The sequence below is a fragment of the Micromonospora sp. WMMD956 genome (assembly GCF_029626125.1).
GTDB lineage: Bacteria > Actinomycetota > Actinomycetes > Mycobacteriales > Micromonosporaceae > Micromonospora > Micromonospora carbonacea.
Genome location: NZ_JARUBI010000005.1, coordinates 3,660,653 through 3,683,440, shown reverse-complemented (window position 1 = coordinate 3,683,440; position 22,788 = coordinate 3,660,653). Strand labels below are relative to the sequence as shown.

Sequence of the window (22,788 nt, the reverse complement as noted above, 5' to 3'; positions counted from 1 at the left end):
GAGTGCCAACCGGCCGTGCCAGATCCGGAGGAGACCGTGCCCACGTACCAGTACGCCTGCACCGAGTGCGGCCAGCAGCTCGAGGCGGTGCAGTCCTTCTCTGACGAGCCGCTGACCGAGTGCCCGGCGTGTGCGGGGCGGCTGCGCAAGGTTTTCAACTCCGTCGGCATCGTCTTCAAGGGCTCGGGCTTCTACCGCACCGACTCCCGTTCCGGCTCGGACGCGGCCAAGAACGGCTCGGGCAAGCCGGCCGCCTCGGAGTCGTCCTCCGGCGGCGACTCCGGTTCGTCGAGCGCCTCGGGCGGCTCGTCCGCCGGCTCCTCGGCGGCGTCGGGCTCGTCCGGCACCTCGGGTTCGCCGTCCGGCTCGTCGTCGGGCTCGTCCGGGTCCTCGGGCTCGTCGGGCTCGTCCTCGTCGAGCGGCACGGCCAAGGCCCCCGCCTCCAGCGCCTCCTGACGACGGCAGCTCCGGACACAGGAGATCCTGAAAGAAGAGGGCCGCCCCTCCGGGGGCCGGGATCTTCCACGATTCACCTCGATTCCGGGCCTTAACAGATCATCGGCCCCGGTGGGCGTTGTCCACAGGCGGCCCGGTTGTCCACAGGTTCCGTCCCCGGCCCGGCGGGACGGCCCCCGCGCGGCCTAGCCTGCTGCTCCCGGCACCGCCCTGGTGCCGGGGGCGGGCGGGAGGGCCGGATGGGGAACGCCGGGGCGGACACCGGATCACTGCGGCCGCTGCGCCGCCCCCGGCTGCCGGGGCGGGCGACGCTGCTGCGCGCCGCGCTGGTCGCCGCACTTCTCGGGCTCGCCGCGGCGGTCCTCCAGACCCCGGCCGGCTGCCCGCCGCCGGCCGGCGACCACTCCCCCGGGCCGGCCGCGCCCCCGGCCGCCGGGGCGACGCCCGGTCCCACCGCGCCGCCGGCCGCCCTGCCGCTGCCCGACGGGGCGGTCGGGGTGCCGATCCGGCTGGCCGAGCCGGCCGCGCTCGCGGTCGTCCGCCCGGGAGCCCGGGTCGACCTGCTCGCCGTGCCTGCCGGCCGGCAGGCCGGCGACGCCGACCTGCTGGCGCCCCGGGCGCTGGTGCTCGACGTGGTCGGTGCCGGCGCGACCGACGGCTCCTCGGCGCTCTACCTGGCGTTGCGGCCCGAGCAGGCGCACCGCGCCGTCGGGCTCCCCGAGGGCAGCCGCTTCGCGATCGTGGTGCGGGGGTGAGCCGCCATCGCCTCCGACGCGCGGCCGCGGCGGCGCTCAGCCCCAGTGCGGCGGGCGCTCGGCGAGCAGCCAGTCGTCGTTGCCGCCCGACGTCTCGCCCCAGCCCCGGTCCGTGTCGTCGGCCGTCTGCTCGGGCAGCACCACGAAGTCCTCGCTCAGGTCGACGGCGCGGTCGTCGTCGCCGCGCGCCTGCGCCCCCGGGTCGATGCTCACGAGCGGCAAGACTACCCGGGTTCCGGCCCGCGTCCGACCGGCCACGCGGCCCGACGGTTGGTAGCGTCGGTCGGCGTGACCACGCCCAGCGGTGACCGCCCCGAGGACGACTACTGGCGTCGCCCGCCCGACGACGGCGCGACCGACGACCCGAAGCGCCCACCGGAGCCCGGCCCGGCCGGCGCCGACCCGTCGGCCGGGTACGGCGGGCCGCCGCCCAGCACGCCACCGCCGCCCGGCTGGCGTCCCCCGTTGCACGTGCGGGCCGCCCCGCCCCGCCAGCTGCCGCCGCAGGACATGGCCGGGTTGGACGCGGTCGAGCAGCGGGCTCAGCACGTCACCTGGGTCGCCGGCGCGGTCGCCGGCGTGGTGCTGCTGGCCCTGCTCTGCCTGCTCTGCTCTAGGGCGTTCCGCTGACTGCGGCTCCCCCGCCCTCCGCCGACCGCGCGGTCGCCCGGGGCAGCGGCCCGGCCACCCGCGCCGGCCGGCCCCGGCCGCGTCGGCTCAGAGCACCCGACCCCAGGCCGCCTCGGCGCCGGAGTCACCAGTGAGGAAGACGTAGACCAGCGAGGCCACGCCCAGCGCGACCACCACGACCGTCAGCAGCAGGGGCACCCAGGACGGCAGCCGGGAGACCCGGTCGTCGTTGCGGGTCACCAGCAGCAGGGCGATGGCGGCCACGGCGAGCCCCACGGTGAACCAGAGCAGCGTCTCGGCGTACTCGGAGTGCTCGTGGATCTGCGCGAGCAGGGCCGGGTCGAAGCCCTTCTCCTCGAACGCCTCCTCCAGGGCCTCGCCCGTCTCGGTCGACACCCACGTGACGATCGGGGTCAGCACCGCGAGGCCCGCCACCGCCCAGCCCAGCCGGGGACGCCACCTCGGCACCAGCCCGTACGCGCTGGCCAGCAGCGCGAGCAGCGGCACGAACACCACCGCCGCGTGGATCACCAGGATGTGGCTTGGCAGCCCGTTGATCTCCCTGAACACCGACACCTCCGGCCGCGTACGTCATGATCCCCGCGGCGTCAGCGTACGCCCACTTCGGGCGCTGTGGCCCGGGCCACCCAGGTCAGACGCTCGCTTGTCGCCCGGTGCGCCCCGTGCTGTCATTGAGCTCATGTCCGGTGGCGAGGAACTGCTGCGGTCGAGGGGCCTGCGGGTCACCCGGCCGCGCCTCGCCGTGCTCGACGTCCTCGCCGCCGGTGGCCACCTGGAGGTCGACGAGATCACCCGGCGGGTGCGGGAACGCCTCGACTCGGTCTCCACCCAGGCCGTCTACGACGTCCTCGGCGCGCTGTCCCGCGCCGGGCTGTCCCGCCGGATCGAGCCGGCCGGCAGCCCCGCCCGGTACGAGGCGCGGGCCGGCGACAACCACCACCACGTGGTGTGCCGGGGCTGCGGCGAGATCGCCGACATCGACTGCGCGGTCGGCGAGAAGCCCTGCCTCGACCCGGACACCGCCCACGGCTTTGAGGTGGACGAGGCGGAGGTCACCTTCTGGGGGCTCTGCCCCACCTGCCAGGCCCGCCGCCGCGCCGACGACTGACAGCGCCGTCCCGGCCCGCCCGGGGACGCGGCCGGGCGTGGCACCCTTGGTCGGGTGGACTCCGATGACATCGGCCTGTTCGGTCCGGGATCGGTCACGTGGAAGGTGCACGAGGAGCCGATCCTGATCGTCGCCGGCCTGCGCTCGCTCTACCTCCAGGCGCTGCACCCCCGGGCCATGGCCGGGGTGGCCCAGAACAGCAACTACCGCACCGACGCGTGGGGCCGGCTGGTCCGGACGGCCACCTACGTCGCCACCACCATCTACGGCACCACCGCCGAGGCCGAGGCCGCCGGGGCCCGGCTGCGCCGCCTGCACGGCCGGATGCGGGCCACCGACCCGGACACCGGTCAGGAGTTCCGGATCGACGAGCCGGAGCTGCTGCGCTGGGTGCACGTCACCGAGGTCGAGTCCTTCCTCAGCACCGCCCGCCGGGCCGGGCTGCCGCTGACCGACGCCGAGGCCGACGGCTACTACACCGAGCAGCGCCGGGCGGCGGCCCTGGTGGGGCTCGACCCGGCGGACGTGCCCGGCACGGCGGCCGAGGTCGCGGACTACTACCGGCAGGTCCGGCCGGCCCTGCGGATGACCCGGGAGGCGGCGGAGACGGCCGTCTTCCTCACCGCCCCGCCCCTGCCGTGGAAGCTCAACCTGCCGGCCCGGGTCGGGTTGAACCTCGGGCCGGCCCGGCTGGCATACTTCGGCGTCGCCGGCACCGCGTTCGCGCTGCTGCCGCCCTGGGCCCGCCGGCTGTACGGCGGCCTGGGGCTGCCGACCACCGAACTGTCGGCCGACCTCACCGTCCGCGCCCTGCGGCTGGCGTTGGCGGCCCTGCCGCAGCGCTGGCGGGAGGGGCCGTTGCAGCAGGCGGCGAAGGAACGTGCCGCCCGCCTGGCCCCCCGCTGACCCGCACCGGCCGGGCCCGCCCCAGGCCGGCCCGCCAGGCCGAGGGCTCGGCGTGATGTCGCCGACATGGCGGCATCCCGCCGCTCGGATACCGCCATCCGCCCGACATGACACGCCCGTCCCACTGACCGCACGCCGGCCCCGCGCCCACCCCGCGCGAGGCCGATCGGGGCCGGCCCGGGGTCGGCAGGCCGGCGGGGTCAGTCCCGGCGGTCCATGGCCGCCCAGGGGTCCTTGCCCGGCGTCTGCGCGCCCGCCGGGCAGGTGCGGCGGTAGTCGCACCAGCCGCAGCGCGGCCCCGGCTCGGCCGGGAAGGCGTCGTCCGGGTCGGACCCGTCGGCGACGGCCCGCTCGGCGGCCATGATGTCCCGCGCCGTCTCCTCGGCGCGGGTGACCTGCCGGGCCAGCGACTCGACGGTGTGCTCGTGGGCCGCGATCGTGCCGGTGGGCAGGTGGTGCAGCTCGACCCGGCGGCACGGCCGGCGGAACACCCGCTCGGCGGCGTACGCGTAGAGGGCCAGCGCCTGCGAGCCGCGCGCGTCGTCGGCGTCCAGCCCCGTGCGGCCGGTCTTGTAGTCGACGATCACCAGCTCCGGCCCGCTCGCGCCGGTGCGCAGGTCGATCCGGTCGGCGCGCCCGTTGAACGCCAGCACCGCCGTCCTGACCGCCACCACCCGCTCGACGCCGACCGGGTCGGCCTGCGGGTCCAGCGTCTCGACGTAGGACTCCAGCCAGGCCAACGCCCGCCGGTACGCGTCGCGCTCCTGCTCGTCGTCGCGGAACCCGTCGCGCACCCAGGTGCCCCGCAGCAGCCCGGCCAGCGCCTCCGGGCGGCGACGGTCGACGGGCAGGGCATACCAGTTCTTCAGGGCGTTGTGCACGCTCGCGCCCAGCGAGTTGTGGGCCCACGGCGGGCCCTTCGGCGGCGCGGGCCGGTCCACGTACGAGTAGCGGTAGCGGCGGGGGCAGTCCGCGTACGCGCCGAGCTTGCTGGGGGTGCACACGAACAGCCGCTCCGGCATGCCGTCGAAGCCGAGCTGCTCGGGCTCGGCGGCCCGACGGGACTGGGCGGGCTGGCCGGCGCGGGGGCGCGGGGTCCGGCCCGCCCCGGCGGCGGGTCGACCGGCGGGGCGGCCGGATGAGGAGGCTGGTCGCACCCCGCGATCCTGCCACCCGGATACGACAGCCGGCCCGACCCGGCCGGCGGGTCGCGCCGCCGGATCGGCCACGCCCACGGTGGCGCCGCTCAGGTCGCGTTTGCGTACTGGGTGACGAAGGCCGCGATGGCGTCGGCGATGAGCTGCACCGCGATCGCGGCGAGCAGCAGGCCGGCGATCCGGGTGAGCACCTCGATCCCGCCCGGCCGCAGGATCTTGACGATCCCGCCGGAGAAGCGCAGCACCACCCAGACGGTGAGCATCACCGCCACGATGGCCGCGGCGATGGCGCCGTAGTCGAGCGCCCGGTCGGCCTGCTGGACGAAGAGCATGGTCGCCACGATCGCGCCCGGCCCGGCCAGCAGCGGGGTGCCCAGCGGCACCAGGGCGATGTTCGAGGTGGCCTGCTGGGTGGGGTCGTCCGCCTTGCCGGTCAGCAGCTCCAGGGCGACGAGGATCAGCAGCAGCCCGCCGGCCGCCTGGAGCGCCGGCAGGTCGACGTGCAGGTACGCCAGCAACGTCTGCCCGGCCACGGCGAAGACCACGATCACCCCGAGCGCCAGGGCCACCGCCTGCCAGGCGGCCCGGTTGCGGTCCCGGGCGGACAGGGGGCCGGTGAGCGCGAGGAAGATCGGCATCATGCCCGGCGGGTCGACGATGACCAGCAGGGTCACGAAGACCTCACCGAAGAGCTTCAGATCCACCCGGAGAGGGTAGCCGCGCAGGTGGAGGCGGATCAGGCCGAAGCGACCGGGGTCACGCCGGTGGCCCCGGCCACGATCCGCCCGTACGCCTGGGGCGAGGTGGTGAACGCGCCGAGCCGGACGGTCTTGTGCGTGCCGTGGAAGTCCGACGAGCCGGTGACGAACAGGCCCAACTCGGCGGCGAGCGCCCGAACGTGCGCCCGCTCGGCCGGGGAATGGTCCTCGTGGTCGGCCTCCAGGCCGGCGAGCCCGGCCGCCGCCAGCGCGACGATCAGCTCGTCGGGCACGATCCGGCCGCGCCGGCTCGCCCTCGGGTGGGCGAAGACGGGCACGCCGCCCGCGGCGCGCACCAGCCCGACCGCCCGAAACACGTCGATGTCGTCCTTGGGCAGCCGGTACCGCTCGCCCAGCCAGTCCGGCCCGAACGCCTCGGTGGTGGTGGCCACCAGCCCGGCGCGGATGAGGGCCTGGGCGATGTGCGGGCGACCGACCGTCCCGCCGGCCGCCCCGGCGAGGATCTCCGGCCAGCTCAGCTCGACGCCGTCGGCACGCAGCAGCGCGACGATGCGCTCGCCGCGCGCCTCGCGGGCGGCCCGCACCCGAGCCAGCTCCGCGCCCAGCTCCGGCTCGTCCGGGTCGAAGAGGTACGCGAGCAGGTGCAGCGCCACCGGCGGGTCGGCCCCGTGCCACCGGCAGGAGAGCTCCGCGCCCCGGACCAGGGTGAGGCCGGTGGGCAGCGCGGCCACGGCGGACGCCCACCCGGCGGTGGTGTCGTGGTCGGTGATCGCCACGACGTCCAGGCCGGCGTCGGCGGCGGCCCGGACCAGCTCGGCCGGGGTGAGGGTGCCGTCGCTGGCCGTCGAGTGGGCGTGCAGGTCGATCCGGGCGGCGGCCGGCACCGGGGGCGGGGTCATCGTCCGACGCTACCGGTGCCGACGGCAGGTCAGGGTGCGGGGTCGACGCCCACGGCAGGTCAGCGCGCCGGGTCGACGCTGACGGCAGGTCGGAGCGCCGGATCGGTGCCGGCTGCCCGTCACGGTGCGGGGTCCGTGACGACGACCGGCCGGTCGGCCGGCTCGACGCCGGTCACCGGGCTGGCGACGGCCGGTTCCCCGGCGACCACGCGGTCGGGCCGCACCGGCACCAGCCCGCCCCGGGCGGCCACATACCAGGCGGCGCCGGCCGGCGTCCAGCACACCGCCCCGGCCAGCGTCGGGCCGGCGGGGCGGGCGACCGGGGTGCCGCCGAGGGTGGCGAGGTCGACCAGGAGCGCCCCGGTGCCGTCGGGCGAGCCGGTGCGGCCGTTCAACAGCAGCCAGCGGCCGTCGGCGGAGACCCCGCCGAGCCCGTCGGCGCTGAGGGTCGGCCCGCAGGCCGTGCGGATCGTCGCCAGCGCCCGGGCGGGGTCGAGCAGCGCCAGGCAGGGGCGTCGGGGCGTGCCGGCGGGGACCAGGCCGACGAGCCGGCCGTCCGGCAGCGCCCCGTGGACCGCGAGGACGTCGCGCCAGCCGTCGGTGGTGAGCCCGCCGGTGGCCGGATGCCAGAGCGCGTAACCGGGTCCGGCCGGGTCGCGGCGTACCAGGACGGAGTTGCCGGCGAAGCCGACCGGCACGGCCGCGCCGGTCGCCGTCGTGCCGGAGACGGCGACGAGCCGGTCGGCGACGATCCCGGCGAGGGAGATCCGGTCGCCGTCGCGCCAGGCGACCTGGTCGCCGTCGGGGGCGACGGCGATCGCCTCCGCGCCGGCCAGCAGCACCCGCGTGCTGCCGTCGGGGTGCACGGACAGCAGGGCCCGGCCGGCAACGGTGGGCGCGCCCACCACCAGCCAGCCGCCCTTGTCCGCTACGCGCTGCGCCCGGTCGGCGGCGACGACGCCGAGGGGGATGTCCGTGTTCCCGGCGGTGTAGAGGGTGCCGTCGACGATCAGGTCCACCGCGCCGCCGGCCGGCCCGAGGGCCGGGCGGGGCGATCCGGCCGACGGGCTCGACACCGGTTCCGGCACCGGCCAGGAGGAGCCGCGCGGGTCGCCGAGCACCACGGTCGGCGGGGTGGACTGGCCGGACTGCGGACTGAGCTGCACCATGCCGACGCTGACCAGCACCGTGGCCACGCCGGCCAGGGCGGTGCCGGTGAGGACCCGGCGGCGGCGGACCCGGGTGGCCCGCCGGATGGCCAGGCCGGCCGGGTCGACGGTGCCCGGCAGCGGCGCGGCGGCCTGCCGGGAGAAGGTCTCCCGGAGGGCGCGCTCCAACTCGTCCGTCGTCACGACTGTTGGACGCGTGGGAACGGGCGTCCGGTTGTCACCGGGACCGGCCACCCCGCTCACCTCCGCTCCGCGCCGACGGCCTCGGCCGGCACCCCGAGCGGGGCGACGACGGCCTCGCCGGCCACCGGGAGCGGCGCGCCGCCGGCCGGGGCGGGCCGGTGGCCGGGGCCGGCCGGGGCGGGCTCGGCGGGTGCCCCGGCCCGGGTGGGGCGCGGCACGGCGGGCACCGCCGCGGGGGCGGCACGGGGCGGGGCCGCCGGGGCGGGGCGGGCGGCGGGGTCGGCCTGCCGGGCGGGCCGGGACCGGGCGGCGGCGGGCCGCGTCCGGGGGTCGGGCCGGTTGCCCGCCCGCCCGGCGGGCTGCGGCTCCGCTGCGGCGTCGGTCAGGTCGAGGGCGGCCTGCGCGCCCAGCCGTCGGCGCAGGGTGGCCAGCGCCCGGGAGGTCTGGCTCTTCACGGTGCCCGGGGAGATCTCCAGCAGCGCGGCGGTCTGGGCCTCCGACATGTCCTCGTAGAAGCGCAGCACCAGCACCGCCCGCTGCCGGCTGGGCAGCGCCCTGAGCTGCCGCCACAGCACGTCCCGGTCGAGCTGCTGCTCGATCTCGTCGACCCCGGCGCGTTCGGGCAGCACCTCGGTCGGCCGCTCACCGTGCCAGCGCCGCCGCCACCAGCTCGTCGACGTGTTGACCATGACGCGGCGCGCGTACGGCTCGATCGCCTCGATGCCGCCGAGCCGCTTGCAGGCGAGGTAGGTCTTGGTCAGCGCGGTCTGGAGCAGGTCCTCGGCTGTGGCCCAGTCGCCGGTCAGCAGGTACGCGGTGCGCAGCAGCGCCCCGGAGCGGGCCGCGACGAACTCGCGGAACTCCTCCTCCAGCGGGTCTTTCGCGGCCACCGCTCACCTCCCGCACCCCCGTGCCTGCATGGCAGGTTGTCATGCCCGGGGCGGACCGGGCGACGGCGAAAGGTGCGGCGTTCTCCGATGTTCGGACGGAAAGTTTCACGCCCCGTCGTCGGCCTTGGCCTCGTCCGCCTCCTTGCCCAGCCGGGCTTCGACCGCCTGCGGCTCGTACATCTCCTCGACGACGCGCAGGTAGAGCTCGTTCGGGTTGGGTAGGTTCTTGATCTCGCGGAGCGCCTGGTCCTGGCCGGCGGACTCCAGCACGAACGTGCCGTAGTTGAGGGCGCGGCCGGTGGGGCTCTGCTCGTATTTCATGTCGGTGACCCGGGCGAGGGGCATCATCGCCACCTTGCGGGTGACGATGCCGTTGACCACCATGACCCGCTTGTTGGTCAGGATGAACCGGTCGTACCACCAGTCGGCGACCTTCCAGGCCACCCAGCCCATCACGGCGAACCAGAGCAGCACCGCGATGGTGGTCAGCGCGCCCACGTCCCGCCCGGCGAGGAAGCCGGAGAGGTAGCCGAGGACGAAGGTCGCCCCGATGCCCACCAGGATCGGCGTGGTCAGGTGGATCCAGTGCCGCTTCCACTCACCCCGGTAGCGCTCGGTGGGGAAGAGGTAGCGCGCCACAAGCGAGCTCGGCTCGTCCTCCAGCGGCAGGACCCGGCGGGGGCCGAGCGGCATGCCGGAAGCGTCGACCCGCAGCCCGGCGAGCTCCTCTTCGGAGATCTGCGGCGGCTGGTAGTCGGCCTCCGGGTCACGGACCCAGGCCCGGCCGGAACGCGCCTGGCCGCCGAAGGGACCGTCGCCGTAGCCGGCGTCGTCGGAGAATGGCGGACCGTCGGCGAAGCCCGGCCCCGGGCCTGGGCCCGGAATGTCGTCGGGCCTGACCCTGGGGATCGGCTCCGTGTCTCGGTCCCGGCGCTCCCGGTCGGGGTCGTCGGGGTCGAAAGGCGGACCGGAGGGGCTGCCCATCGGCGGTTAGGCGATGAGGCTGGTGAAGAAGTCGCCGAACCCCTGGGCGATGTCCATAATGCCGCCGCCGATCGACTTGAAGACGTCTGCGGCGGAATTTGGCCGGTACGCAACAAAGAAGATCAAGAATGCGATACCGGCCCAGGTGAGGACCTTCTTGACCATGGCGGGCCATCCTCTCGCGCGGCGCCGGGTCCATTTACCGCAGCGGCACCCAGAGTATCAGTTAGGTGTCGTACAGTGAATCTCTGCGTCCGCTCTCCGACAGAACGGGCAGACTCGCCGAGCCTCTCGGCTCGTCAGGCCTTCCCGTGCAGGTACGGAGACGGAGCGCCGTACACGAGCTCGGACGGCGTCCACTCTGTGAGGTCGTGCAACTCCACGTCCTCGGCGAGCAGATGTCCCGCGCTCGCCGGCCAGGCTATCGCATGAAGCCACAATCCCCGAGCCTCGCCGGCGTACGCGCTTCGATCCGTCGGAGAATTCACGAGCCACAGTGGAGTCGGGTGGCCGGCGACACGGATCCTGGCCTGCCCGACATGCCCCGGATGCCCGGGGCCGGGATCGTCCAGCGCCTCGGCGAGTTGCGGGCCCGGGTCGGGGCCGGCCATGCCGGCGAACCGGGTGCCCAGCCCGACGCCCGGCTCCTCCGCCACGAACACCAGGTCGGCGGGGCCGCCGCCGAGCGGCTCGGGCCCGGCGAAGGCCACGGCGGTGGCCCGCACCCCGGCGCGTTCGTCCCCGGCGTACGCCACGCCGGTGAGGGTCCAGCCGGGCGGCAGCGGCCACGGGCACCAGACCGGCGTGGCGGGGCCGTCGGCGGGACCGGCGGCGGCGACCCGGCCCACGACGCTGGCCACGATCTCCGCTCCGATGTGCTCCGGCACGTGCAGCGGCGGCACGGGACCGCAGCGCGCGCAGCGCCACTCCGTGTGCATCAGGTCCGGCTCCCGGACGGATCCACCACACCTGGGGCAACTCACCGCGACACTCACGTTTCCACCGTCGCCCCGGCTCGGCCCACAGTCAAGTGGAGCGGCCGAATCCCCCGGCGCGTCGCGGCGGGATGCGGCACGGCGCGGCGGACGTCAGGCGGGCGGCGGGCCGGCGTGGGCGCGGATCCAGGCGTGCATGGCGATGCCGCTGGCCACCCCGGCGTTGATCGACCGGGTCGAGCCGTACTGGGCGATGGAGAAGAGCTGGTCGCAGGCCGACCGGGCGGCCTCGGACAGCCCCGGCCCCTCCTGGCCGAACAGCAGCGCGCAGCGGCGGGGCAGGCTCGTCGTCTCCAGCGGCCGGGAGCCGGGCAGGTTGTCGATGCCGACCACCGGCAGGCCCCGGTCCGCCGCCCAGGCGGCGAACTCCCCGATCGTCTCGTGGTGGCGGACGTGCTGGTACCGGTCGGTGACCATGGCGCCCCGCCGGTTCCACCGCCGCCGCCCCACGATGTGCACCTCGGCCGCCAGGAAGGCGTTGGCGTTGCGGACCACGGTGCCGATGTTGAGGTCGTGCTGCCAGTTCTCGATCGCCACGTGGAAGTCGTGCCGACGCCGGTCGAGGTCGGCCACCACGGCCTCCCGCCGCCAGTACCGGTACCGGTCCACGACGTTGCGCCGGTCGCCCTCGGCGAGCAGCTCCGGGTCGTAGCGCGGGTCGTCCGGGGGGTCGCCGGTCCACGGCCCCACGCCGACCTCAGGCTGATCACCGGTCACGATCTGGAGAGGGTACGGACCTCCCGGCCGCCCCGCGCCGCCGGGGGCGCCGGGGCCACCCGTCGGGTCGCTCCGGTTCAGCCCAGGTCGAGGGCCCCGCCCAGCCGGTGCAGGAACCGCCGGTCGGCCGGGGTCACGGCCCCGCCCGCCGGGGCCCCGGCGGTGGCCCGGCGGACCCGGGCCGCGACCGACTGCACCCACTGCCGGTACGCGGCCGAGTCGGCGGGGTCGGCCCGCCGGCGCAGCACCCGGACCGTGGCCCGGCAGGCGGCCAGCACGTCGACCAGGTCGGTGAGCCGGTCCTCGGGGGCCGCCCCGTCGTGCCGGGCGTAGATGGCGGCGACCACGGCACGCACCAGGTCGCTGTCGGAGGCCCGCCCGGCGGCCACGGCGTCGAGGCCGGCCAGCCCGGCGGCGACGCCCCGGGGCGGGCCGCCGGGGGCGGGCTCGGCGGCGGCCACGAGCACCCGGCCGGGCAGGCCGGTCAGCAGGTCCCACTCGGCGGCGGAGTAGGCGGCGGTGGTCAGCGGTGCGGCGCGGCGGCCGGCAGAGGACGGCTCTCCGGCGACGGAGTGGCTCATGGGCACCTCCGGCGCCAGCATATGACCTCGTACGGCCGGTCGGGGCCCTTCCCGCAACCGCGCGGCGCGGACCGCCGGCGGACGAACGGGGTCAGCGCGGCTCGGGGAAGCTCGGCCGCTCCGGGTCGACGCCCTCGGGCACGGTCGCGGCGGCGTACGCCTGCTTGGGGACCATCACCCGGCGGCGGAAGACGCAGACCATGGTGCCGTCCTGCTTGTAGCCGCGGGTCTCGACCGACACGACGCCCCGGTCGGGCTTCGAGGAGGACTCGCGCTTGTCCAGGACGGTGGTCTCGCCGTAGATGGTGTCGCCGTGGAAGGTCGGTGCGACGTGCCGCAGCGACTCGACCTCCAGGTTCGCGATGGCCTTGCCGCTGACGTCGGGCACGGACAGGCCGAGCAGCAGGGAGTAGACGTAGTTGCCGACCACCACGTTGCGGCCGAACTGGCTCGCCGACCCGGCGTAGTGCGCGTCGAGGTGCAGGGGGTGGTGGTTCATGGTGAGCAGGCAGAAGAGGTGGTCGTCGTACTCGGTGACGGTCTTGCCCGGCCAGTGCCGGTAGACCGCGCCGACCTCGAACTCCTCGTAGTAGCGGCCGAACTGCATCGGGGTCCCCTTCACGGGCGGGCGACGGAGTTCGGGCCAGCATGCCTTATCGAGGGTTAAGGCGAGGCCGGGGGCCGCAGGCGGCCGAGGAAATGTCACACCGGCCGCGCTCCCGGGGGGAGACGCAATGAGCGGCGGGGCCCTCCCCGGCACCCGCCGCCCACGCTCTGATGGGGAAGATTCTGCCCCACCGCGCGCCCCGGTCAACAGAGACCGGGGTCACATTTATCGTTTCGTAACAATACGAAGAGTAACGATCATGAAGTGTGGGAGCGATCACCGCAGGTCGAATCGTCGCTAGTCAGGCATCAGATCATCGAAGTTGATCAGCAATCAGGCCCTCCACCTGTGGAAACGCTCCCATCACGTCCCGTCACGCAAATGCGTCATGCATGTGCATGCAGCAAGGAGGCCGGCAACAGATGAGAATCGATACGCTGGCACCCCGTTCCCGGCCCCGCCGGGTTTCGGGGGCGGGCGCCCGGGAATGCGCCGGGTCCCGTCCTGGTTCCAGCAGGCGTACGTGATTCCGCGGTGATCGGAGAGTCCACATGGCAACCGTTGAGCTGACCACGACGAACTTCGACGAGGTGGCGGGCGGCGACGGCATCGTCCTCGTCGACTTCTGGGCGGAGTGGTGCGGCCCGTGCAAGCGGTTCGCCCCGGTCTACGAGCGCTCCTCCGACAAGCACCCCGACATCGTCTTCGGCAAGGTCGACACCGAGGCCCAACAGGAGCTCGGCGCGAAGTTCGACATCCGGTCGATCCCGACGATCATGGCGATCCGGGACGGCGTGATCGTCTTCGCCCAGCCGGGGGCGCTGCCCGAGTCGGCCTTGGAGAACCTCATCGAGCAGGTCCAGGCCCTCGACATGGACGACGTCCGCAAGAAGCTGGCCGAGCACAAGCACTGAGCGCCGGGCGCTCACCGAGCCCGCGCCGACCGGCGGCCGGGCCCCAAGGGGGCCCGGCCGCCGCCGCGTCGGCAGGGCCGCCGTCCGGCGGGGCGTCACCGGCCCGCGTCACCGGTACGGTTGGGGCGGGCCACCCGACGGAGGGACCCGAAGGGCGCCCTTCATCCCGTAGCGTCGGAAACCGATGGAAACGCTGACCCGCCGTGGCCGGGGGGCCCGACTGGCCGCCACCGCGCTCGGCCTCGTCGTGCTGCTCGCCGGCACCGCCTGGGGCACCGACGACGACTTCCCGTTCGGGCCGTTCCGGATGTACTCCACGTCCGACCCGCCGGACGCCGCCGCCCCCGACACCCGCGTCGAGGGCGTCGACCGCACCGGTGCCCTGGTCGACCTGGGCCAGGAGGCCACCGGCATCCGCCGGGCCGAGATCGAGGGCCAGCAGAGCCGGTACGTCGAGGACCCGGCCCGGCTGCGCCGGGTCGCCGACGCGTACGCCGAACGGCACCCCGACGCCGCCGCGCTGGTCGAGGTGCGCATCGTGATCCGCTGGTACGGCATCGCGGACGCCCGGCCGACCGGGCGCTGGACCGACGAGACCGTGGTGAGCTGGCGGGCGGACGGGTGATCGGCTGGCTCACCGAGGCGGTCCCCCGCGGCCGGGTGGCCGCCTTCCGCACCCTGGTCTACCTCTTCGTCGCCGCCGACCTGGTCTTCTTCACCCCCTGGGTGCGCGCCCGCGCGAGCGTGCCCGGCGACCTCTACCAGCCACTGCTCGTCGGGCGGGTGCTCCCGCTGCCGACCCCCACCCCGGCGCTGGTCGGCGCGATCTTCTGGGCGCTGCTGGCGCTCGCCCTGCTCGCCGCGACCGGGCGGGCACACCGCCTGCTCGGCTGGTCGGTCTTCGCGCTCTACCTGGAGTGGATGATCATCGCGATGAGCTACGGCAAGGTCGACCACGACCGGTTCGGCCTGCTCGTCGCGCTCGCCGCGCTGCCCACCGCCGGCCGGGCCCGGCACGGCGACCCGACCCGCACCGAGGCCGGCGGCTGGGCGCTGCGGGTCACCCAGATAGCGGTGATCTGCACCTACTTCCTGGCCGCCTTCGCGAAGTTCCGGTTCGGGGGCCTCGACTGGGCCACCGGCTCCGTGCTCGCCAAGGCGATCATCCGGCGCGGCACCGACCTGGCCGACCTGATCGCCGGCGTGCCCCACCTGCTGCTCGTGGCGCAGTTCGGCATCCTCGCCTTCGAGCTGCTCAGCCCGGTGGTCTTCGTGCTGCCGCCCCGCTGGCGGCTGGCCACGGTCGGCTTCTTCTATTCGTTCCACCTGGTCACCATGGCCACCATCACCATCTCGTTCGCCCCGCACCTGGTGGCCATGGCCAGCTTCCTGCCGCTGGAACGGGTGCGCCCGGTCGTCTGGCTGCGCCGGCTCGGCCGGGGCGGACCCCGGGGACGGCCGCGCCGGGGCGGGCCGGCGGGGCGGCCCGGCCAGCTCGACGACCAGCCCCGGGCGGTCACGGGCGACGGCCGCCGCCCCGCGCCGCTGCACCAGCCGTAGGCCCGCCGGGCGCTCCGTAGGGAACGGCCACTCGCCGCGCCGCGCAGCGGGCGTGGTGCGGGGCACGTCGCGCGCGTGGCGCGGGTGGGTGCAGGCGTGGCGAGGGCTTGGCGTGTGCGTGGTGCGGGCTCGGTGCGGCGTGGCGCGGGTCAGTCCCGCGGGGCCGAGGGCACGGCGCAGGCGGCCGTGCCGCCCGGCAGCCGGTGCCGGTTGCGGGCCACCCAGCGGTACACCGGCCAGGCGGCCAGGCGGACGGGCGGGAACCGCAGCCCGGCCCCGGCGACCCGCCACAGGGGACCGCTGTCGCCGAGCAGCCGCGCGATCGCGTCCGGCCCGGCGGCCCTTGAGCCGTCCGCGCCGACCCACTGCACCGCGTCGGCGCACTCGGCCGCCGTCAGACCCAGCGCGTCGAGGTCGGCGAACTGCCAGGGCAGCACCCGCGCGCGGGTCGGGATGCGGCGCTCGATGAACTCCGCGCACTTCGTGCAGAACGCGCAGTCGCCGTCGAAGACGAAGGTCGACCTCTCCATGCCCTCATCCTCCCCCCGACGCACCGCCGGCCGTACGCCGGTGTCCGGCACGTCACTTGCACTTCGTTCGTACGCGTGTTCGAATGTGGTGCATGCGCTGGGACAGCCTCTCCGCTCCCCCGGACGAGGCCGGTCCCGAGCGGGCAGCGCCGGCGGCTCCACCCCTGCCGCTGGCGCTGCCCGGCGCGGCCATCCGCACCTTCGACACGCCCGGCTTCGCTGGGATGACCTTCCACGAGGTGCGGGCGAAGCCGATCATCAACCCCCGTCCGGGCGCTGACCGACGCCGGCTTCTCCGTCGGCGTGCTGATGGCCCCCGTCCTGCCCGGCCTCTGCGACGACGACGCGTCGATCGACGCCACCGTGTCGGCCGTCGCCGCCGCCGGGGCGGCCAGCGTGACGCGGCTGGTCCTGCACCTGCGCCCCGGCGCCCGCGAGTGGTACGCGCGCTGGCTCGGCCGGGAGCACCCGCACCTCGTCCCCCGCTACCGCGAGCTCTACCGGGCGGGCGCGTACGCGCCGCAGGCGTACCAGCGGGAGGTGGCCGCCCGGGTGCGCATCGCCGCCCGGCGGCACGGCCTGGCCCCCGCCGGGGTGGGCGAGGCTCGGCGGCCGGCAGCCGAGCCGGGCCCGCCGCCGGCCGACCAGCTCACCCTGCTCTGACCCGCGCGGCGGGCTAGAGTCGCGGGATGCGCAGCGCCCAGCAGATCCTCGCCGACTCCGCCGTGATCGCCGTCGTGGGCGCGTCCCGCGACCCCGGCAAGGCCGCGCACCGGGTGCCGGCGCAGATGCAGCGCTACGGCTGGCGGATCATCCCGGTCAACCCGACGGTCGACGAGCTGTTCGGCGAGCGCGCCTACGCGTCGCTGGCTGACATCCCGCACCCGGTGGACCTGGTGGACGTGTTCCGGCCGGCGCGGGACGCCGTCGGGGTGGTGCGCGAGGCGGTGGCGATCGGCGCGCCCGCGGTGTGGTTGCAGCTCGGGATCGTCTCGCCCGAGGCACGGCGGATCGCCGAGGAGGCCGGCGTCGACTACGTCGAGGACCGCTGCCTGATCATCGAGCGGGCCGCCGGCGGCCTGACCCGCCTCGGCTGACGGCCGCCCGCCGGCGCGCCGCCTGCCGCCCGCCGGCGCGCCGCCTGCCGCCCGCCGGCGCGCCGCCTGCCGGCGGGTTTGCAGGGGGCCCTTCCTATGCAGAATGCGTTAACAGGGGGCCCTTCCTTGCACCGTCAGAGGCGGTAGTCGCGCAGGAGGCCGCGGGAGATGATGGTCTTCTGGATCTCCGAGGTGCCCTCGCCGATGAGCAGGAACGGGGCCTCCCGCATCAGCCGCTCGATCTCGTACTCCTTCGAGTAGCCGTAGCCGCCGTGGATGCGGAACGCCTCCTGGACGACCTCGGCGCAGTATTCGGAGGCCAGCAGCTTGGCCATGCCGGCCTCGACGTCGTTGCGCTGGCCGGCGTCCTTGAGCCGGGCGGCGTTGACCATGAGGGCGTGCGCGGCCTCGATCTTCGTGCCCATCTCGGCGAGCTTGAACGCGATCGCCTGGTGCTGCGCGAGCGGCTGGCCGAACGTCCGGCGCTGCTGGGCGTACGCGACCGCCAGCTCGAAGGCGCGGATGGAGATGCCGCAGGCGCGGGCGGCCACGTTGACCCGGCCGACCTCGATGCCGTCCATCATCTGGTAGAAGCCCCGGCCGACCCGCTCCTGGCCGCCGAGCACGGCGGAGGCGGGGACGGTGACGCCGTCGAGGATCATCTCGGTGGTCTCGACGCCCTTGTAGCCCATCTTGTCGATCTTGCCGGGGATGGTGAGGCCGGGCGCGGTCTCGCCGAAGCCGGGCTCCTTCTCCAGCAGGAAGGTGCTCATGTTGCCGTAGACCGAGTCGGCCCCGGCATCGGTCCTGACCAGGGTGGCCACCACCGAGGAGTACGCCCCGTTGGTCAGCCACATCTTCTGGCCGTCGAGGACGTAGGTGTCGCCGTCGCGGACCGCCTTCGACCTGATCGCCGAGACGTCCGAGCCGCACTCGGGCTCCGACATCGAGAACGCCCCCCGCACCTCCCCGGTGGCCATCCTCGGCAGCAGCCGGGCCCGCTGCTCGGCGGAGCCGTGCTGCGAGATCAGGTACGCCACGATGAAGTGGGTGTTGACGATGCCGGAGATCGACATCCAGCCCCGGGACAGCTCCTCGACCACCAGGGCGTACGTCAGCAGGGACTCGCCGAGCCCGCCGTGTTCCTCCGCGATGGTGAGGCCGAACAGCCCCAGCTCGCGCATCCCGTCGAGGATGTCCGTGGGGTACTCGTCGGCGCGCTCCAGCCGCTGGGCGTGCGGGACGATCTCCTTGTCGACGAACTCCCGGACGGTCTCCAGGATCGACCGCTGCACGTCGGTCAGGCCGGGCGTCTGGGCGAGTCTGGCCATCTCAGCCTCCGGGGGAATCGGCACGTCGCTCGTCGACACGTCACCCACGGGTGCGCTACTCGTGGGTAACTGAACGTTCGGTAAGTATCGGCCCGCCGGGCCGGCGGGGCCAAGGCGGCCGGTCCGCCCAACCGCTGTGAAAAGGTTCACCGCTGCGGGTAGCGTCCGCAATGGGCCAGGTCACGACGGGTAGCGGGAGGTGCCGGATGAGTTATCCACCGCGCGAGCCGGACGAACCGCCATCCCCGTACGAGCCCCCGCCGCCCGGCCAACACGAACCGCCGTCGCCGTACGAGCCGCCGCCGCCCGGCCAGTACGGGGCCCCGCCCCTGGGCTACGGGCAGTACGGCCCGCCGCCGGGGCAGGGCCAGTATCCGCCGCCTGCCGGCCAGGGGCGGGGCACCAACGTCCTCGCCGTGCTGTCGCTGGTCTTCGCGTTCGTCTTCGCCCCCGCCGGCATCGTGCTCGGCCACCTGGCCAAGCGGCAGATCCGGCGCACCGGCGAGGACGGCGACCAGCTCGCCACCTGGGGCCTGATCCTCAGCTACGTCTTCGCCGTGATCGGCCTGATCGCCTGCTGCGGCTGGCTCGGGCTGGTCTTCTGGGGCGGCTCCACGGACGGCGGCTCCTACAACTGATCCGGCCGGGCCCCGGGGCGGTCAGCGGAACTGCGCCTCCCGGACGCTGTTGCCGCCGTCGACCACCAGCATCTGCCCCGTGATGTACGACGCGGCCGGCGAGCAGAGGAAGGCGATCGCGGCGGCCACCTCGTCCGGGGTGCCGGGGCGACCCACCGGCGTGCCGAGGCCCTGCCGGATCTCCGCCACCGTGGAGGCGGCGGTGTGGATGGTGCCGGGGGCCACCGAGTTCACCGTCACCCCGTCGGCGATCATCTCCATCGCCAGCGCCCGGGTCAGCCCCACCACGCCCGCCTTCGCCGCCGCGTACGCCGCCTCGGTGGGCAGGGCGTTCACCGGACCGGCCGTGGCCGCGAGGTTGACGATCCGGCCCCAGCCGCGCTCGGCCATCCCACCGATGAACGCCCGGCTGCACAGGAACGCCGTGGTCAGGTTCCGGTCGATCTCGCCGCGCCACTCGTCGTAGCTGAGCTGGGCCACCGGGCGCAGCACCTCCGGGCTGGCCCGGCTCGCCAGGCCGGCGTTGTTCACCAGCACCTCGACGTCGCCGAGCTGCTCGGCCACCGCGTCGGCGAGCGCGCCGACCTCCGACTCGTCGGTGAGATCCGCGACGAAACCCGTCACCCCCAGCTCGCCGGCCCGCTCGTGGATGCGCCGGGTGGTGGAGACGATGGCCACCCGGGCCCCCAGGTCCGCCAGCCGGCGGGCGGTGGCGTACCCGATGCCGTCGGCGCTGCCCGCGCCCGTGACCAGGGCGACCCGGCCGTCGAGCCGCATGGTGACCGGCTCCGGCAGCGCCACCGGGGCGTCCTCGTCGGCCGGGCCGGCCCCGGCGGTGGGGCGGCTGCGCCGGGGCATCCCCGGGCGGCTCACGTCCCGTCGTGATCGGCTGCCGGAGCGGTCCGCGCCGCGCGCGTCGATTGCCATGCCGCGATCCTGCCTGTTCGCCCTGCTCCGGGCAACGCGGCACCCGGTGACGTGCCGCGTTTTGGGTCGCCCTGGCTACCCTGACCGCGCACCCTCGACGAGACGCGGAGAGAGCCCATGACATACCCCCCACCGGCCGACAGCCCGAGCGACCCCTGGTCCCAGCCGGCCACGCCACCGGTCGACCCGACGCTGCCGGCGAGCGGGCCGCCGGCCGGCGGCGACCCGTACGCGCCGGTCGACCCGTACGCGGGGATGAAGATGGAGCAGGCCGCGCCGGTCGCCGACCCCTACGCCGTGCCCGGCTACGCCCCGGCCGGTCACCCGGCCCCGGGCTACCCGGGATACGGGTACGCGCCGCCGCCGAGGACCAACGGGATGGCGATCGCGGCGCTGGTGCTCTCCCTCGTCGGCATCGGCTCCTGCATCACCGCGCCGATCGGCGCGATCCTCGGGCACGTGGCCCGCAAGCAGATCCGCGAGACGGGCGAGGGCGGCGAGGGGATGGCGAAGGCGGCCATCATCGTCGGCTGGATCCTCACCGGCCTGATGGTGCTGGCGATCCTCGGCTACGTGGCGCTGATCATCATCGCCATCAGCACGGGCAGCTCCAGCAGCGACCGCGGAACCGGCTACGGCTACTGACGGCCCGGTGCCGCCCCACCCGGGGCGGCACCGCCGCCCGCCGGCTCGCAGCTCACGGGGCGTCGGCTCACGGGGCGTCGGCTCACCCGGTGGGCGGCGTGAAGCGCGACGTGCGGGCCAGGCCGGCCGCCCGGCCCTTGGCGGCGACCACCAGGGCCATCTTGCGGGACGCCTCGTCGATCATCTCGTCGCCGAGCATCACCGCGCCGAGCCGGCCGCCGGCCTCCGAGGTGTAGTGCTCGTAGGCGTCGAGGATCAACTCGGCGTGGTCGTAGTCGACCTGGGCCGGCGAGTAGACCTCGTTGGCGGCGTCGATCTGGCCGGGGTGCAGCACCCACTTGCCGTCGAAGCCCAGCGCGGCCGAGCGCTTCGCCACCTCGCGGAACGCGTCCGTGTCCCGGATCTGGAGGAACGGGCCGTCGATGGCCTGGAGGTCGTGCATCCGGGCGGCCATCAGGATGCGCATCAGGATGTAGTGGTAGGGGTCGCCCGGGTAGTCCGGCAGAAGCCCGCCGACCACCAGCGACCTCATGTTGATCGAGGCCATGAAGTCGGCCGGGCCGAAGATGATCGTCTCGACGCGGGGCGAGGCCGCGGCGATGGCGTCGACGTTGACCAGCCCGGCCGCATTCTCGATCTGCGCCTCGATGCCGATCCGGCCGACCGGCAGGCCGAGGGTCTTCTCCAACTGGGTGAGCGTCAGGTCCAGCCACTGCACCTGGGCGGCGTCCTGCACCTTGGGCAGCATGACGCAGTCGAGGTGCGCGCCGGCCCCCTCCACGACGTCGATCACGTCCCGGTACGTCCACGGGGTCGTGAGGTCGTTGACCCGGACCACCCGGGTCTTGCCGGCCCAGTCGCCCTCGTTGAGGGCCGCCACGACGTTCTTGCGCGCGTCCGGCTTGGCGAGCGGGGCGACGGCATCCTCCAGGTCGAGGAAGACCTGGTCGGCGGGGAGGCCCTGGGCCTTGCCGAGCATCTTGACGCTGGAGCCCGGCACGGCGAGGCAGGACCGGCGGGGACGACCGGCGACGGTCATGGGGCCTCCTTACGGCGCGGCGGGCGGGCCGACGCCACCTGTTCGGCGACCGGATGACTGAACGATCGCAAAGGTGCTTGTGACGCCACGGTAGCCTCGTGCCGTGACTGGGGTGAACGGGCCTGTGGAGGATCTCACGGGGCGACGGACCGTGGTGGTGACGGGCGCCAGCTCCGGCATCGGCCTGGCCGCCGCGGTGGAGCTGGCCCGCCGGGGCGACCGGGTGGCGCTGGTCGGGCGGGACCCGGCCCGGCTCCAGGCCGCGGGCGAGCGGGTGCGGGAGGCCAGCGGCGAGCGGCCCGAGCTGTTCCGGGCCGACTACGCGGTCCTCGACGACGTGCGGGGGCTCGCCGAGCGGCTGCGCGCCGCGTACGACCGGATCGACGTGCTGGCCAACAACGCCGGCGCGATCGTGCTGCGCCCGGTGACCACCGTCGACGGTTTCGAGCTGTCCATGCAGGCCAACCACCTCGCGCCGTTCCTGCTCAGCACCCTGCTGCGGGACCGGGTCGGCCGGCTGGTGGTGACCGCCTCCGGCGCGCACCGCAGCGGCGTCCTCGACCCCGACGACCTCAACGGCAGCCTGCGCGGCTACCGGTCGATGCGCGCGTACGGCACCAGCAAGCAGGCGAACATCCTGTTCACCGGCGAGGCGGCCCGGCGCTGGCCGGACATCCCGGCGTACTGCTTCCACCCGGGCGTGGTGCGGACCCGGTTCGGCGCGGACAGCCGGCTGGTCGCCCTCGGCATGCGGATCATGCCGTTCCGCAGCCCGGAGAAGGGCGCGGAGACCCTGGTCTGGCTGGCCAACCAGGATCCGGCCCGGCTGGTCGACGGCGGCTACTACGCCGACCGCCGGCCCCGCCGACCGCTGCGCAAGGCCACCGACCCGCAGCTCGCCGCCCGGCTCTGGGTGGCCAGCGCGAAGGCGGTCGGCGTCGAGCCGTGACCGCCACGGTCGCCCAACACCCCGTAGGCGAGGCCGTGCCTACCGTCATGCGCATGGGTGAACCGGAGGTCCCGGGACCGGTCGTCGGTCCGGCCGAGATCATGAACATGCTCGGCGTGGGCCGTTCCCGGCTGCGCCAGATCGTCATGCACCCGAAGTTCCCGCGCCCGTTCCAGACCTTGCAGGCCGGCTCGGTCTGGCTGCGGTCAGACGTCGAGGCGTACATCAAGACCTACCGCCAACCCCGCCCACCGGCAGACGAGGACGAGCAGGCCTAGGGCCTGGGGCCTACGTCGAAGACCTGGGATGTAGGCCGAAGATCGTGCTCGGTCCCGGAAAGCGTGGCCTCCGGCTGCGAGTGACACCACTCTTTCCCTGATC

The 22,788-nt window shown here is 74.9% G+C and carries 30 protein-coding genes and 2 pseudogenes; 14 read left to right on the top strand and 18 right to left on the bottom strand.

What is annotated here, in order from left to right:
- Window positions 1-15: 15 nt before the first annotated feature.
- Window positions 16-177: pseudogene (locus tag O7628_RS17020) on the top strand (FmdB family zinc ribbon protein); the annotation flags it as partial.
- A gap of 14 nt (window positions 178-191) precedes the next feature.
- On the opposite strand, the gene O7628_RS17015 reads toward O7628_RS17020, so the two are convergent.
- Window positions 192-431 (bottom strand): hypothetical protein, encoded by a 240-nt coding sequence (locus tag O7628_RS17015; RefSeq protein WP_278136463.1) that lies wholly within the window; start codon window positions 429-431, stop codon window positions 192-194.
- A gap of 264 nt (window positions 432-695) precedes the next feature.
- Between O7628_RS17015 and O7628_RS17010 the strand changes: the two genes are divergently transcribed.
- Window positions 696-1,211 (top strand): flagellar biosynthesis protein FlgA, encoded by a 516-nt coding sequence (locus tag O7628_RS17010; RefSeq protein ID WP_278131832.1) that lies wholly within the window; start codon window positions 696-698, stop codon window positions 1,209-1,211.
- A gap of 36 nt (window positions 1,212-1,247) precedes the next feature.
- Here O7628_RS17010 and O7628_RS17005 read toward each other — a convergent pair whose 3' ends face one another.
- Complete coding sequence (locus tag O7628_RS17005; RefSeq protein ID WP_278131829.1) at window positions 1,248-1,424, bottom strand: hypothetical protein; 177 nt, start codon at window positions 1,422-1,424, stop codon at window positions 1,248-1,250.
- Between the two features lie 75 nt (window positions 1,425-1,499).
- On the opposite strand from O7628_RS17005, the gene O7628_RS17000 reads away from it, so the two are divergent.
- Window positions 1,500-1,841: a hypothetical protein gene (locus tag O7628_RS17000; protein WP_074477078.1), complete on the top strand. Its 342-nt coding sequence runs from the start codon at window positions 1,500-1,502 to the stop codon at window positions 1,839-1,841.
- 87 nt (window positions 1,842-1,928) lie between these two features.
- Here O7628_RS17000 and O7628_RS16995 read toward each other — a convergent pair whose 3' ends face one another.
- Entirely contained in the window at window positions 1,929-2,411 is a 483-nt protein-coding gene (locus O7628_RS16995; protein WP_074477138.1) for a DUF2231 domain-containing protein, read from the bottom strand.
- A 130-nt stretch (window positions 2,412-2,541) separates the two neighbouring features.
- On the opposite strand from O7628_RS16995, the gene O7628_RS16990 reads away from it, so the two are divergent.
- Both O7628_RS16990 and O7628_RS16985 read left to right on the top strand, forming a co-directional pair.
- Complete coding sequence (locus tag O7628_RS16990) at window positions 2,542-2,970, top strand: Fur family transcriptional regulator (protein ID WP_074477077.1); 429 nt, start codon at window positions 2,542-2,544, stop codon at window positions 2,968-2,970.
- Window positions 2,971-3,024: 54 nt separating this feature from the next.
- The gene (locus O7628_RS16985) at window positions 3,025-3,876 is read left to right on the top strand and encodes an oxygenase MpaB family protein (RefSeq protein WP_278131825.1); all 852 of its coding nucleotides are present in this window, start codon (window positions 3,025-3,027) and stop codon (window positions 3,874-3,876) included.
- A 200-nt stretch (window positions 3,877-4,076) separates the two neighbouring features.
- Here the strand turns inward: O7628_RS16985 and O7628_RS16980 are convergent, their stop codons facing one another.
- From O7628_RS16980 to O7628_RS16930, 11 genes are all read right to left on the bottom strand, one after another.
- On the bottom strand, window positions 4,077-4,898 hold the full coding sequence (locus O7628_RS16980; RefSeq protein ID WP_278136326.1) for a PD-(D/E)XK nuclease family protein: 822 nt from the start codon (window positions 4,896-4,898) through the stop codon (window positions 4,077-4,079).
- A gap of 224 nt (window positions 4,899-5,122) precedes the next feature.
- Window positions 5,123-5,737: a MarC family protein gene (locus O7628_RS16975; protein ID WP_074477074.1), complete on the bottom strand. Its 615-nt coding sequence runs from the start codon at window positions 5,735-5,737 to the stop codon at window positions 5,123-5,125.
- 32 nt (window positions 5,738-5,769) lie between these two features.
- Window positions 5,770-6,651 carry a PHP domain-containing protein gene (locus O7628_RS16970; RefSeq protein ID WP_278131823.1) on the bottom strand — a complete coding sequence of 294 codons (882 nt, stop codon included), beginning with the start codon at window positions 6,649-6,651 and terminating at the stop codon, window positions 5,770-5,772.
- Between the two features lie 119 nt (window positions 6,652-6,770).
- A complete protein-coding gene (locus tag O7628_RS16965; protein ID WP_278131821.1) occupies window positions 6,771-8,003 on the bottom strand; it encodes a hypothetical protein in 1,233 nt (410 codons plus the stop codon).
- A gap of 56 nt (window positions 8,004-8,059) precedes the next feature.
- Window positions 8,060-8,893 carry a SigE family RNA polymerase sigma factor gene (locus O7628_RS16960; protein ID WP_278131819.1) on the bottom strand — a complete coding sequence of 278 codons (834 nt, stop codon included), beginning with the start codon at window positions 8,891-8,893 and terminating at the stop codon, window positions 8,060-8,062.
- A 105-nt stretch (window positions 8,894-8,998) separates the two neighbouring features.
- The gene (locus tag O7628_RS16955) at window positions 8,999-9,877 is read right to left on the bottom strand and encodes a PH domain-containing protein (RefSeq protein ID WP_178063282.1); all 879 of its coding nucleotides are present in this window, start codon (window positions 9,875-9,877) and stop codon (window positions 8,999-9,001) included.
- A gap of 6 nt (window positions 9,878-9,883) precedes the next feature.
- Window positions 9,884-10,042: a hypothetical protein gene (locus O7628_RS16950; protein WP_165878125.1), complete on the bottom strand. Its 159-nt coding sequence runs from the start codon at window positions 10,040-10,042 to the stop codon at window positions 9,884-9,886.
- Between the two features lie 134 nt (window positions 10,043-10,176).
- Window positions 10,177-10,860, bottom strand: coding sequence for a DUF6758 family protein (locus O7628_RS16945; protein ID WP_343071146.1), 684 nt, complete (start codon window positions 10,858-10,860; stop codon window positions 10,177-10,179).
- A 105-nt stretch (window positions 10,861-10,965) separates the two neighbouring features.
- Window positions 10,966-11,589, bottom strand: a complete 624-nt coding sequence (locus O7628_RS16940; protein WP_178063281.1) for an RNA methyltransferase — start codon at window positions 11,587-11,589, stop codon at window positions 10,966-10,968.
- 77 nt (window positions 11,590-11,666) lie between these two features.
- Window positions 11,667-12,191, bottom strand: coding sequence for a hypothetical protein (locus tag O7628_RS16935; protein ID WP_278131816.1), 525 nt, complete (start codon window positions 12,189-12,191; stop codon window positions 11,667-11,669).
- 70 nt (window positions 12,192-12,261) lie between these two features.
- Entirely contained in the window at window positions 12,262-12,777 is a 516-nt protein-coding gene (locus O7628_RS16930) for a MaoC family dehydratase (protein WP_074477066.1), read from the bottom strand.
- 551 nt (window positions 12,778-13,328) lie between these two features.
- Between O7628_RS16930 and trxA the strand changes: the two genes are divergently transcribed.
- From trxA to O7628_RS16915, 3 genes are all read left to right on the top strand, one after another.
- Complete coding sequence (trxA, locus tag O7628_RS16925; protein ID WP_074477065.1) at window positions 13,329-13,691, top strand: thioredoxin; 363 nt, start codon at window positions 13,329-13,331, stop codon at window positions 13,689-13,691.
- 184 nt (window positions 13,692-13,875) lie between these two features.
- Window positions 13,876-14,316 (top strand): hypothetical protein, encoded by a 441-nt coding sequence (locus O7628_RS16920; protein WP_278131814.1) that lies wholly within the window; start codon window positions 13,876-13,878, stop codon window positions 14,314-14,316.
- A complete protein-coding gene (locus O7628_RS16915; protein ID WP_278131812.1) occupies window positions 14,313-15,251 on the top strand; it encodes an MFS transporter permease in 939 nt (312 codons plus the stop codon). Before O7628_RS16920 ends, O7628_RS16915 begins: the two co-directional genes overlap by 4 nt.
- 149 nt (window positions 15,252-15,400) lie before the next feature.
- Here O7628_RS16915 and O7628_RS16910 read toward each other — a convergent pair whose 3' ends face one another.
- Window positions 15,401-15,781 carry a DUF393 domain-containing protein gene (locus tag O7628_RS16910; protein WP_074477063.1) on the bottom strand — a complete coding sequence of 127 codons (381 nt, stop codon included), beginning with the start codon at window positions 15,779-15,781 and terminating at the stop codon, window positions 15,401-15,403.
- Between the two features lie 92 nt (window positions 15,782-15,873).
- Between O7628_RS16910 and O7628_RS32690 the strand changes: the two are divergent.
- A pseudogene (locus O7628_RS32690) lies at window positions 15,874-16,444 on the top strand (hypothetical protein).
- A 26-nt stretch (window positions 16,445-16,470) separates the two neighbouring features.
- A complete protein-coding gene (locus tag O7628_RS16900) occupies window positions 16,471-16,878 on the top strand; it encodes a CoA-binding protein (protein WP_278131806.1) in 408 nt (135 codons plus the stop codon).
- A gap of 134 nt (window positions 16,879-17,012) precedes the next feature.
- Here the strand turns inward: O7628_RS16900 and O7628_RS16895 are convergent, their stop codons facing one another.
- Entirely contained in the window at window positions 17,013-18,209 is a 1,197-nt protein-coding gene (locus O7628_RS16895; RefSeq protein WP_278131805.1) for an acyl-CoA dehydrogenase family protein, read from the bottom strand.
- 206 nt (window positions 18,210-18,415) lie between these two features.
- Here O7628_RS16895 and O7628_RS16890 point away from each other — a divergent pair, with 206 nt between their 5' ends.
- Window positions 18,416-18,847: a DUF4190 domain-containing protein gene (locus tag O7628_RS16890; protein ID WP_278131803.1), complete on the top strand. Its 432-nt coding sequence runs from the start codon at window positions 18,416-18,418 to the stop codon at window positions 18,845-18,847.
- Between the two features lie 21 nt (window positions 18,848-18,868).
- Here the strand turns inward: O7628_RS16890 and O7628_RS16885 are convergent, their stop codons facing one another.
- Window positions 18,869-19,774 carry an SDR family NAD(P)-dependent oxidoreductase gene (locus O7628_RS16885; RefSeq protein ID WP_278131801.1) on the bottom strand — a complete coding sequence of 302 codons (906 nt, stop codon included), beginning with the start codon at window positions 19,772-19,774 and terminating at the stop codon, window positions 18,869-18,871.
- A 117-nt stretch (window positions 19,775-19,891) separates the two neighbouring features.
- Between O7628_RS16885 and O7628_RS16880 the strand changes: the two genes are divergently transcribed.
- Window positions 19,892-20,419, top strand: a complete 528-nt coding sequence (locus O7628_RS16880; RefSeq protein ID WP_278131800.1) for a DUF4190 domain-containing protein — start codon at window positions 19,892-19,894, stop codon at window positions 20,417-20,419.
- A gap of 82 nt (window positions 20,420-20,501) precedes the next feature.
- On the opposite strand, the gene O7628_RS16875 is transcribed toward O7628_RS16880, so the two are convergent.
- The gene (locus tag O7628_RS16875; protein WP_278131799.1) at window positions 20,502-21,458 is read right to left on the bottom strand and encodes a CoA ester lyase; all 957 of its coding nucleotides are present in this window, start codon (window positions 21,456-21,458) and stop codon (window positions 20,502-20,504) included.
- A gap of 124 nt (window positions 21,459-21,582) precedes the next feature.
- Between O7628_RS16875 and O7628_RS16870 the strand changes: the two genes are divergently transcribed.
- Both O7628_RS16870 and O7628_RS16865 read left to right on the top strand, forming a co-directional pair.
- Window positions 21,583-22,407, top strand: a complete 825-nt coding sequence (locus O7628_RS16870; RefSeq protein ID WP_278136325.1) for an SDR family NAD(P)-dependent oxidoreductase — start codon at window positions 21,583-21,585, stop codon at window positions 22,405-22,407.
- A gap of 53 nt (window positions 22,408-22,460) precedes the next feature.
- Complete coding sequence (locus O7628_RS16865; protein WP_278131797.1) at window positions 22,461-22,685, top strand: hypothetical protein; 225 nt, start codon at window positions 22,461-22,463, stop codon at window positions 22,683-22,685.
- The last annotated feature ends 103 nt before the right edge of the window (window positions 22,686-22,788 follow it).